This window comes from Klebsiella sp. MS 92-3 (genome assembly GCF_000195655.1).
Taxonomy (GTDB): domain Bacteria; phylum Pseudomonadota; class Gammaproteobacteria; order Enterobacterales; family Enterobacteriaceae; genus Klebsiella; species Klebsiella pneumoniae.
On sequence record NZ_GL882808.1, the window covers coordinates 32,652 to 43,708 of the forward strand.

General features: G+C 56.7%; 8 protein-coding genes. 4 read left to right on the forward strand and 4 right to left on the reverse strand.

All coding sequences use genetic code 11. The features are described from left to right. Nucleotides 1-34: 34 nt before the first annotated feature. The 4 genes from HMPREF9538_RS13835 to HMPREF9538_RS13820 form a co-directional block, all read right to left on the reverse strand. The gene (locus HMPREF9538_RS13835) at nt 35-1,306 is read right to left on the reverse strand and encodes a Glu/Leu/Phe/Val family dehydrogenase (protein WP_032423033.1); all 1,272 of its coding nucleotides are present in this window, start codon (nt 1,304-1,306) and stop codon (nt 35-37) included. Nucleotides 1,307-1,386: 80 nt separating this feature from the next. Next, nucleotides 1,387-2,733 (reverse strand): acetyl-CoA carboxylase biotin carboxylase subunit, encoded by a 1,347-nt coding sequence (accC, locus tag HMPREF9538_RS13830; protein WP_004222829.1) that lies wholly within the window; start codon nt 2,731-2,733, stop codon nt 1,387-1,389. An 8-nt stretch (nt 2,734-2,741) separates the two neighbouring features. After that, nucleotides 2,742-3,197, reverse strand: coding sequence for an acetyl-CoA carboxylase biotin carboxyl carrier protein (gene accB, locus HMPREF9538_RS13825; protein WP_009485120.1), 456 nt, complete (start codon nt 3,195-3,197; stop codon nt 2,742-2,744). A gap of 372 nt (nt 3,198-3,569) precedes the next feature. After that, entirely contained in the window at nt 3,570-6,335 is a 2,766-nt protein-coding gene (locus HMPREF9538_RS13820) for a LuxR C-terminal-related transcriptional regulator (RefSeq protein ID WP_032419763.1), read from the reverse strand. A gap of 254 nt (nt 6,336-6,589) precedes the next feature. Here HMPREF9538_RS13820 and HMPREF9538_RS13815 point away from each other — a divergent pair, with 254 nt between their 5' ends. The 4 genes from HMPREF9538_RS13815 to HMPREF9538_RS13800 form a co-directional block, all read left to right on the forward strand. Next, nucleotides 6,590-7,549, forward strand: a complete 960-nt coding sequence (locus HMPREF9538_RS13815) for a thiamine pyrophosphate-dependent dehydrogenase E1 component subunit alpha (protein ID WP_002889884.1) — start codon at nt 6,590-6,592, stop codon at nt 7,547-7,549. An 11-nt stretch (nt 7,550-7,560) separates the two neighbouring features. Continuing rightward, on the forward strand, nt 7,561-8,580 hold the full coding sequence (locus HMPREF9538_RS13810; protein ID WP_002889881.1) for an alpha-ketoacid dehydrogenase subunit beta: 1,020 nt from the start codon (nt 7,561-7,563) through the stop codon (nt 8,578-8,580). 3 nt (nt 8,581-8,583) lie between these two features. Then, a complete protein-coding gene (locus HMPREF9538_RS13805; protein WP_009485123.1) occupies nt 8,584-10,119 on the forward strand; it encodes a 2-oxo acid dehydrogenase subunit E2 in 1,536 nt (511 codons plus the stop codon). Further along, nucleotides 10,109-11,057 (forward strand): FAD-dependent oxidoreductase (locus tag HMPREF9538_RS13800; protein ID WP_009485124.1); only part of this gene is annotated, 949 nt, incomplete at its 3' end. The genes HMPREF9538_RS13805 and HMPREF9538_RS13800, both read left to right, overlap by 11 nt.

The window sequence follows — 11,057 nt, forward strand, 5'->3', positions numbered from 1 at the left end:
GCGCCGACAACGCAGGGCTTTTCATCGCCACGCCTCAGGAATACAGCCCGCGGTCTTTACTTGCCTGTAGGATCCGTTCGCAGGCCAGGGCCCAGGCGGCGGTACGCAGGGGGATTGCCAGCGCCTGCGCTTTTTGCCAGACGCTTTCGATAGCGTGGCGCATAATGGTATCCAGCCGAGCGTCGATCTCCTCTTCGCTCCAGAAAAGGCTGGAGAGATCCTGCACCCACTCGAAATAGCTGACCGTTACCCCGCCGGCGTTTGCAATAACGTCTGGAACCAGCACGATCCCCCGCTCAGCCAGCACGTCGTCAGCCTCCGGCAGCGTAGGACCATTGGCACCCTCCAGAATGAGGCGGCAGCGCAGCCCAGCCGCGAGTTCCGCGCTAATTTGCCCCTCCAGGGCTGCCGGAATCAGTATCTCGTACTCGAGACGCCAGAAAGCCTCTTCCGTCACGTTATCGGCACCGGGGAAACCAGCTATTGTGCCGTGCTCCTGTTGCCACGCCTGCAGTGCCGGGATATCGAGCCCGTTATGCTGATACAACGTCGCACGATGATCCTGTACAGCCACCACCCGCGCGCCAGCAGCATGAAACAGCCCGGCGCTGACGCTACCCACATTGCCAAAACCCTGCACCGCAATCCGGCTTTGCGCCACGGGGAGTCCCATTTTTTCCGCAATGTGACAGCCGGTGATAAACACGCCGCGCCCGGTCGCCTGTACCCGCCCCAGCGATCCGCCGAGGTGGACCGGTTTCCCCGTCACCACGCCGGTCGCGGCTGTTCCGGCGTTGCGTGACCAGGTATCCATCATCCAGGCCATGACCTGGGCGTTAGTGCCGACGTCCGGCGCCGGAATATCCTGCCGAGGGCCGATTACTCTGCTGATTTCACAAGTGTAGCGCCGGGTCAAACGCTCCAGCTCTCTGTCGGATAGCGTCGACGGGTCGACGCGCACACCGCCTTTCGCCCCGCCGAACGGCAGATTGAGCGCCGCGCATTTCACGGTCATCCACGCCGCCAGCGCCATCACCTCCTGCAGGCTGACGTCGGGGTGATAGCGCACGCCCCCTTTGCCGGGTCCGCGAGAGAGATTATGCTGAACCCGAAAGCCTTCAAAATGGCGAATCGTCCCGTCATCCATTTCCAGAGGAACATCGACAATCAGCGCCCTTTCCGGGTGGCGCAGAGTATTGGCCCAGCGATTGAGATCGCCGGGCAGCGGCAGAACGCGTTCCACCTGGGAGAGATATATAGCCCAGGCACAATGGCTCTCACCCGTCACATAAGAGAGTGCAGACACAACTTACCTCCGGTTTTCCTGTAGTGATATTGATAGCGATAAATGAAGAAAGCCGCCCGGAGGCGGCTTTGGGGCTAAGTTCAGCGATTGAGCTCCAGTTTCTTTTCCAGATAATGGATGTTGCAGCCGCCAGCGCGAAAATGGTCATCCGCCATGATCCGCCGCTGTAGTTCAGCGTTGGTTTTGATGCCATCGATCACCAGTTCGCTCAGGGCATGTTCCATTCTCGCAATGGCCTCATTCCGGCTGTCGCCGATGACGATCAATTTGCCAATCATTGAGTCGTAGTACGGTGGGACGCAGTAACCTGCGTAGATATGAGATTCCCAGCGTACGCCGAAGCCACCTGGCGCATGAAAACGGGTAATTTTGCCGGGGCTGGGCATGAAGGTATGTGGGTCTTCGGCGTTAATACGGCATTCAATTGCATGACCGCGTAGGCTCACCTGCTGCTGGCTGATGGAGAGAGGCAATCCGGAGGCAATCCTCAACTGCTCTTTAATCAGGTCAATGCCGGTGATCATTTCCGTCACCGGATGCTCCACCTGAATGCGGGTATTCATTTCGATAAAATAAAACTCACCCTGCTGATAGAGAAATTCAAAGGTACCGGCACCGCGATAGCCGATGTCCAGACAGGCTTTGGCACAGCGCTCGCCGATAGCCTGGCGGATTTCCGCGGTGATCCCCGGCGCAGGGGCCTCCTCCACCACCTTCTGGTGGCGACGCTGCATTGAGCAATCGCGTTCGGCAAGATATATCGCCTGCCCTTGCCCATCGGCCAGAATCTGGATTTCGATATGGCGTGGATTCTCCAGATACTTTTCCATGTAGACCATATCATTGTTGAACGCTGCCTTTGCCTCGGCGCGCGTCATGTCAATGGCCTGCGCCAGCTCTTTCTCTTCGCGAACAACCCGCATCCCGCGCCCACCGCCGCCTCCGGAGGCTTTGACGATAATCGGGTAACCGATCCCGGCTGCCAGCCGGCGATTCTTCTCATGGTTATCGTCCAGCGGGCCATCGGAACCCGGTACGCACGGTACTCCAGCTTGCTTCATTGCCTGAATAGCCGAGACCTTATCCCCCATCAGGCGAATGGTTTCCGCTTTCGGGCCGATAAACACAAATCCTGAGCGTTCCACCTGTTCGGCAAAATCCGCATTTTCTGCGAGAAAACCGTAACCGGGATGAATGGCCGCCGCGCCCGTCACTTCAGCTGCCGAAATTACCGCCGGAATATTGAGATAGCTTTTGGCGGATGACGGAGGACCAATACAGACGCTTTCATCGGCCAGCAGCACGTGTTTTAACTCGCGGTCGGCAGTAGAGTGAACGGCTACCGAGCGGATGTTAAGCTCCCGGCAGGCGCGCAGAATACGCAGCGCGATTTCGCCACGATTGGCAATCACGATTTTGTCCAGCATGAGATCCCCTATTCAATCACTATCAGCGGCTGGTCGAATTCAACCGGTTGACCATCAGTAGCCAGAATCGCTTTAACGATCCCGCTGTTCTCTGCCGAGATTTGATTCATCATCTTCATCGCTTCGACGATGCACAGGGTATCGCCAATATTAACCTGCTGACCCACAGCCACAAATGGCGCCGCACCGGGTCCCGGAGAGAGATAAAAGGTTCCTACCATCGGGGATGACGTGATGTGCTCCGTCGCAGGGTCAGATGCGATAGCCCTGGCCTGTGCGGCCTGAATCGGAATATCCAACTGCGGCTGGACGACGGCCGCGGATACGGCGGACGACCCAACCGCCGTGGGGCTGGAGATGGCGCGGCTGATACGCACGGAGCTTGCCCCTTCGGCAATTTCCAGTTCGCCAATGCCGGAGGCTTCAACCAGAGCGATCAATTTTTCAATGCTGGCAATATCCATAATTTTCGGGTTCCGCAGAAATAGGAAATGATGTACCCGATTGCGCAATCAGCGGTGATGCAGTTATAGCAGAGCTGGTGGGCGATATTTCATAGGAAGTTCAGGTGGTGGGATAAGAAAATATGAGGGTCAAACTGGTAATGAACGAATCCCTTGCTATCTGGGTTATCGCCTGAAGTAAAGGAATCAACTGTAAAACTGAAAATCTCATACGGTAAGGCTGTTTTGAGGGAGCAGTGAACGTCGTTATCACGAAATATGTTTTGAAGATCATAGGCTCAAAAACGCCGGGATTATCCGTGGCTCATAGCCCCGTTAAGAAAGTGGCTCGTCTTAATAATATTTTATATCCAGCCCTCCCTCTTCAAACCGTTAATCCAGTAATTTCATCTCCAGCGCCCGGCTCATCGCTTGAGTGCGGCTATTCACTTTAAGCTTCGCGTAGATGTTTTTGATGTGCCATTTGACCGTCTCGGCAGAAATAGCGAGGGAGCGAGCAATTTCTTTATTCATCTGACCTTCAGCGATCAGTTGTAATATCTGAAATTCTCGCTCGCTGAGTTCCCCATGAATATCGGGGCTTCCACTATTAAACGGTGTTCCATCTGCAGGCGCGCGCTTGCCGGCCCAGGGTTCATGGACTATCCCTTCCTCAGTACAAGCCGAAGAGGTTTCATTCATACCGGCAAGCAAAGGTTGCAAGGTATCGCCAGCTTCAAGAAAGAGGCCTTTGAGATGCTGTTGTTCAGCCAGCTGCACGACTGGCTGAAATGTCGTGCGCGCAGCGGCAGTTTTGCCACTGTTCCACAAGGCCAATGACCAGAGCGTACGCAGACGCGCTGCGGTTAACCTGTCCCCCCGGTTTTCCTGATCAGGGACCATATCAGCCAGGAGAATACAGGCTTGCGGCGCCTGGCCTCTGGCGAGAAGAAGGCGACAGTGGCTAAGGGATGCAGACAGAGCGATAGCGCGTTGACAGGGATGTTCGGCATCCATTCTGAAGCTGGCGGCCATTTGTTCAAGTTGTCGCTGCAGTTGCTCTGCGCCTGTGACATTGCCGCGCTGCAGCCGCACCCTCACCTGCTCGGCTAACATCATGGCCTGGAGCCGTTGCCAGCCGCGAGACACGGCAAGACGCTGCGCATGCTCCAGCAATCGCTCGGCCTCATACGGCATATTGCCATCCAGGGCCTGACGCGCGAGATAGGTATAGCAACGACTCAGCGCATCGGGTGGACTGAATCGGTCGATGAATTCGAGCCGGTCGGCTAACAGATGCTCGGGCGAGTCGCCACTCTGACATTCATAGGCTATCTCCGCCAGCAGCGGCGCCAGCGTCGCGCCACTGGTCGACTGGGTACCGGTATAACATTCAGCCTGGCGCAACGTTTTCTCTGCGTACCACCCGGCTTTCCCCAGATCGCCCTGACAAAGATGGCACTGGGCAATGATAAAAGCGCGATAAACCGAGACAAACAGATTATCTAAAGGACTTTCCGGAGAGGGCATATGCTGTTGAACCTCCAGCGCATCGTGATAGCGCTGGTTAACAACATGGCAATAGCTGAGAATATTGCATATCAGACCATCAACCCAGGTGTCGCCGCAGGGCACTTCGGCCAGCAACGGCTGAACAATAGCCAGACTCTCCGGGATGTTTTCCGCAAAGGCTTCGCAAATTGCCCGCACAACGCGCAATTTACACCAGGTGCTGCGGGTTAAATCCTCACGATGATGAAGTACCATCTGATCGAGGTTATCAAGCAGCTGCCTCGACTCATCAAAGTGGAAATAATGCGCCAGTGCCCAGGCCAGGTTAATTTGCAGGTCAATGCGCGACGGATCGGTGCTGGGCGGTAAATGATGCATCCATGAGATCAGAGTATCGATATCCCCTTCTTCCGCCAGTGACTGAGCGCTTGCGCCGTCCTGCACGGGGCTATGCACCGGCTTGCCTGCGCTGAGCGCATGGCGTACCGCCTCAGACCACAGCTTCTGTTCGACGAACCAATGACTGGCTAATTCATGCAGCTGTTTGAGGTCAATATCGTTGTTCTGCTGCAGCATGGTCCGAAGATTTTCCTGCAACAGAGGATGGTAGCGAAACCAGTAGCCTTGTTCGTCAAGGGCTGACAAAAAAAGGTTGTGTCGCTCAATCCATGCCAGCATCGCTTTACTATCATCACGTCCAGTCACTGCATTGCATAGTTCGGCATTTAACCGACTGAGGAAGGACGTTTTCACCAGGAAATCGAGAACCTCTTCCGGCAGCGGATCCAGTACCACCTCTTTCAGATAGCGGGCAATGGATCGTGTTCCTCCATGCATATTACGCAACAGATGCTCGGGATCATGCTGTAATTCTGCGGACAATGAAGCGATCTTCATCCCTGCAATCCAGCCCTCTGTCACGGACTGTAGCCGCTGTGCATGGTGGTTGCTGAGGGGTAGCGCAACCGTGCGGCTAAAATAGTGTTTTGTTTCTTCGAGCGTGAATTGCAGGTCTCGATCATAGATTTCCACCAGTTGGTCCTGGGCCTGCAGCTGGCTCAGCGCAAGATTCGGGTGGAAACGGCTGCCAATGATCAGATGCAAGGCGGCAGGCGCATGCTTGATTAAATACCCCACGGCTTCATAGACCCCACGATCGTTAATCACGTGGAAGTCGTCGATGATCAGGTATACGTCATGCGGGCAATAGTGTAGCTGGTTAATGAGCCCGGCCAGCAGTTGCTCGGAGCTGGAGAGCTTCTGTTCTTCCATGTCACGCCAGAAATCGGCGTCCCAGTCAGCATAGAGTGGACGCAATGCTTGCAGCAGATAAGGAATAAACTGCCATACGTCATCATCATCCTCATCGAGGCTCAGCCAGGCGATACGTTCCCCCTGGGCGACCATCTGCTGATGCCATTGCGCCAACAGCGTGGTTTTGCCAAATCCAGCGCCGGCGCAGACGACGCCCAGCCGGCACTGCTGAACGGGATTAAGAAGCTGAAGAAGCCGGGGGCGCTCCAGCAATTGTATCGAGGAGCGAGGCGGGACGAATTTGGTCAGGATTAACGGCAAGCCTCGCGTCAGCCGCAATGGCCCGGAGACCAGTGAGGGTGATTGGCGACCTTCTAAATCCAATGGCTTCATCCGGGGTGTCTACTCGTTTTGTTTTTTTTTCAATTGTACGCCAGCCACCGGGATGACATGGGGCAGGCAAACTTTATGGCTACACAAAATTTAGAAAGTTTGACCTCAAGCATGAAAACCCCCACCTACCCCCCCATGAAGGTGGCTTCGCACTCTCTTTAACCGCTCGTAGATTCATTGCATGGGTGTGGCCAGGGTTATTCGCCCTGTCTGTTGGCCCCGCCTGGGTGACCTATATTGAGGAGAATTAAACGATGCTCAGCAAACAGGCGTTATTGCAGGCTTACCGCAAGATGCGGGAGATCAGGACCTTTGAAGAGCGGTTGCATCAGGAAAATACCAGCGGTGATATTCCGGGCTTCATTCACCTTTATACCGGTGAGGAGGCCATCGCGGTGGGGGTCTGCGAAAATTTAACGAGCGCAGATTTCATTGGTTCAACACACCGTGGACATGGCCACTGTATTGCTAAAGGTTGTGACATTCACGGCATGATGGCCGAAATATTCGGTAAGGACAGCGGGTTATGTCGCGGTAAGGGCGGGTCGATGCACATTGCCGATCTGTCGAAAGGAATGCTGGGGGCGAACGCTATCGTTGGGGGAGCCCCTCCACTGGCCATCGGCGCCGCGCTAACGGCAAAGACGCTAAAAACCGGCAACGTCGGTGTCTCTTTTACGGGCGATGGGGGTTCTAATCAGGGCCTGGTCTTTGAAGCCATCAATATGGCCGTCGTGCTCCAGCTTCCAGCCGTCTTTATTTTCGAGAATAACGGTTACGGCGAAGGGACCGGCCATGACTACGCCGTGGGTGGGCGTGATATCGCCCGGCGCGCCGCTGGCTTCGGCCTGCCGGCAGTGACCGTCGATGGCACCGATTTCTTTGCCGTTTATGAGGCAACCTCAGAGGCGGTCAAGCGTGCGCGAGAAGGCGGTGGTCCAAGCGTCATTGAGGCCAAAGCCTTCCGCTGGCATGGTCATTTTGAGGGCGATCCCGCGCTATATCGTGCGGAAGGTGAAGTGCAACGCCTGCGTGAACAACATGATCCGCTGAAGATTTTCACCGCTAAGGTCAAGCAACATATCACCCAGGAAGAACTGGCGGCGATTGACGAGGAAGTAGAAGCCCTGGTCAACGATGCCGTATTGAAGGCCCGCGCCGCTGCCTACCCGGCTCCGGAAGACCTGCTGACAGACGTGTACGTCTCATACTGAGGGTGATAACCATGACAATAAAAACCTATCGTGAAGCGGTCAAGGAAGCCCTGGCTCAGGAAATGGAGCGCGATGAACGCGTGGTACTCATCGGTGAAGACTTGCGTGGCGGTCATGGCGGAAATGCGCCCGAAGAGGCGAAGATTGAAGCCTTTGGCGGTGTGCTGGGTGTCACTAAAGGGCTGTGGACGCAGTTCGGCTCCGATCGGGTGATCGACACGCCCATTACCGAGTCGGCCATTATCGGTATGGCGGCCGGCGCCGCAGCGACGGGGCTGCGGCCAGTCGCGGAATTGATGTTCATGGATTTTTTTGGTGTGAGCCACGATGCACTGTATAACCAGGCGGCTAAGTTCCGCTACATGTTTGGTGGCAAAGCCAGAGCTCCGCTGGTGATGCGAGGGATGATCGGCGCGGGGTTTTCTGCCGCAGCCCAGCATTCACAGTCACCCTATAATATCTTTGCCACCACGCCTGGACTGAAGGTGGTGGTGCCCTCGACGCCTTATGACGTCAAGGGTCTGTTAATCCAGTCCATTCGCGACGACGACCCGGTGGTATTCTGCGAGCATAAAATGCTGTACGACCTCAAGGGCGAGGTACCGGACGAGATCTATACCATCCCGCTAGGTGTAGCCAACTACACGCGCGAAGGAGAGGACGTCACCATCATTGCGTTGTCGGCAATGGTACATAAAGCAAACCAGGTGGCGGACAAACTGGCCAGAGAGGGGATCTCGGTCGAGGTGGTCGACCCGCGAACCATTTCGCCGCTGGATGAGGAAGGTATTCTGGAATCGGTGGCTTCCACGGGGCGGGTCGTGATAGTCGACGAGTCCGCTGCACGCTTCGGTTTTGCTCATGATGTCGCGGCGCTGATTGCGTCCCAGGCATTCCATTTCCTCAAAGCGCCCGTTCTGCTGGTGACGCCGCCACACACGCCGGTCCCGTTCTCCCCTGCTCTCGAAAAACTCTGGATCCCTGGCGTTGAACGTATCGAAGCCGCCGTCCGTCAAGTGCTGGAGGATTAACCTATGAGCGAAATCAAGACGCTTGAAATGCCAAAGTGGGGGCTTTCCATGGAGGAAGGCTTGCTCGCTCGATGGGCAATCCAGGAGGGTGACGATTTCACCAGAGGGCAGGAAATCTGTGAGATTGAAACCAGTAAAATCGTCAATGTGCTGGAGGCACCTTTTGCCGGTACATTACGCCGGATAATCGCCCGAGAGGGTGAGACGCTTCAGGTTGGCGCCGTGCTGGCTCTGGCGGCTGACGCTTCGGTCAGCGATGCTGAACTGGACGAATTTGCTGCCAGTCTGGCGACAGTGAAACCCGCAGCACCTGGCCCGGAGGCTGCCGCGCCGGACGTAGCGGCACAGGCAGGCGCTAAGCCACCTTCCGTTGTTTCGCCGCCATCCAACAGTCCGGAGCCCCCTGTTGGGCAGACCGTCATCCCCGTCAGTCTGCAAGGCGTGACCGATGTGACTCAGGTTAATGCCACGCCCCATGCGTTACGACTGTCTGCCCGCTGGGGTGTCGACCTGAAAAAGGTCCGCGGCAGCGGGCGCGGGGAACGTATCTCTGTTTCTGATCTGGAAAGCGCGATCGTTGCCGCCGGCGGTCGCCTGGCCTCTCCGACGCCCCCCGTTCGTCCCAGCAAAGCGCCCCGCTCGCATGCCGATGATAGCCAGGTATCGGCCCCCCCGCTGGCGCGCCGTCTGGCCGGCAAACTGGGTATCAACTTGCATGACTGCCGAAGCAGCGGTTCACGCGGTCGGGTGAGTCGCGATGATGTGCTGGCTGCGTCGTTGTTGCTCGACGGGCCCCCGCAGACCAGCCCTGTGCAGGAGAGTGCCCCGGCACCCTTTGAGAGCATCCCCATGTCCGGTATGCGGCGGGCTATCGCTTCTCGCCTGCAAACCTCCAAGCAACAGTCTCCCCATTTCCGTTTGAGTGTCGATCTCGATCTGGAACGACTGTTAGCGTTTCGTCAGGAAATTAACCGCGAAGTACCCGGTGTCAAGATTTCGGTTAACGACCTGCTGGTGAAGGCCTGTGCCCTGGCGCTGGTGGCCGTGCCAGACGTCAACATCCAGTTTGATGAAGCGGCACAAAGTATCCGCCGCTTTACGGATGCCGACATTTCGGTGGCCGTTGCGCTGCCTGCCGGGCTAATGACCCCTATTGTTCGCTCGGCGAACCGGAAATCGATCAGCGACATATCGAACGAAATTCACTCGCTGGTGACCAGAGCCAAAGCGGGCACGCTGAAGCCGGAAGAGTTCCAGGGCGGGACCTTTAGCCTGTCAAATCTGGGGATGCTCGGCGTCCGGCAGTTTGACGCCATCATCAATCCACCGCAAAGCGCAATCCTCGCCATTGGCGCCGGCGAGGTCCGGGCGGTAGTACGCGACGGGCAAATCGTCGCGCGCCAGCAAATGACGGTATCGCTATCCTGCGATCACCGGGTCATCGATGGCGCGGCAGGTGCGGCTTTTCTCCGGGAACTCAAGCGACTGACTGAAACCCCTACCCTGATGTTTATCCAGGAGACGAGCTATGCACGATAATTACGATGTGCTGATCATAGGCGGGGGTCCTGGGGGGTATGTGGCCGCCATCCGTGCCGGCCAGCTAGGACTTCGTACCGCCTTAGTGGAAAAACAACATCTGGGCGGCATCTGCCTGAACTGGGGATGCATTCCAACCAAGGCGCTGTTGCATGGCGCTGAGGTCGCGCACAGTATCACCCATGCCAGTCAGCTGGGCATCAGCGTGGGTGAGGTGAATGTCGATCTGCAGAAACTGGTGCAGTTTAGCCGTGCCGTTTCGCAACAGCTCACGGGTGGCGTTGAGTACCTGTTGAAGAAAAATGGCGTGAGGGTGATTGATGGCACCGCGCGGCTGCGCGGTAAGGGACAAATAACGGTAGCGGATGCCCGGGGGGAAGCGCACGATTACCGGGCCGATCACGTGATCCTGGCCACGGGCGCCCGACCACGCGCATTACCAGGCATAGCGCCAGATGGCGAACATATCTGGACCTATTACGAGGCACTACAGCCTAAGCGATTGCCCAAGTCGCTATTAATCATCGGTTCAGGCGCGATTGGCGTCGAGTTCGCCAGCCTTTATAACGATCTGGGCTGTAAAGTGACGCTGGTCGAGCTAGCGTCGCAGATTTTGCCCGTGGAAGATGCCGAAGTGTCAGCGGCGGTGCGTAAGTCATTCGAAAAGCGCGGGATTCAGGTCCATACCCAGACCCAGGTGACGCAAGTACAGCTCACCGATACCGGGGTGCGCTGTACAATGAAAAATACGAGCGCCGAATCTTTCCTGGAAGTCGAACGTGTGCTGCTGGCGGTTGGCGTACAGCCGAATATTGAAGATCTGGGGCTGGAAGCACTGGGCGTCGAGTTAGACCGCGGTTTTATCAAGACGGATGCGGCTTGTCGCACTAACGTATTTGGGCTTTATGCCATCGGCGATGTAGCCGGCCCCCCCCCGC

Excerpts from the sequence above, each read along its gene's own strand:
- accB (WP_009485120.1), bottom strand. The coding sequence starts at position 3,197 with ATGGATATTGCCAGCATTGAAAAATTGATCGCTCTGGTTGAAGCCTCC.
- HMPREF9538_RS13820 (WP_032419763.1), bottom strand. The coding sequence starts at position 6,335 with ATGAAGCCATTGGATTTAGAAGGTCGCCAATCACCCTCACTGGTCTCC.
- HMPREF9538_RS13805 (WP_009485123.1), top strand. The coding sequence starts at position 8,584 with ATGAGCGAAATCAAGACGCTTGAAATGCCAAAGTGGGGGCTTTCCATG.
- HMPREF9538_RS13815 (WP_002889884.1), top strand. The coding sequence starts at position 6,590 with ATGCTCAGCAAACAGGCGTTATTGCAGGCTTACCGCAAGATGCGGGAG.
- HMPREF9538_RS13810 (WP_002889881.1), top strand. The coding sequence starts at position 7,561 with ATGACAATAAAAACCTATCGTGAAGCGGTCAAGGAAGCCCTGGCTCAG.
- accC (WP_004222829.1), bottom strand. The coding sequence starts at position 2,733 with ATGCTGGACAAAATCGTGATTGCCAATCGTGGCGAAATCGCGCTGCGT.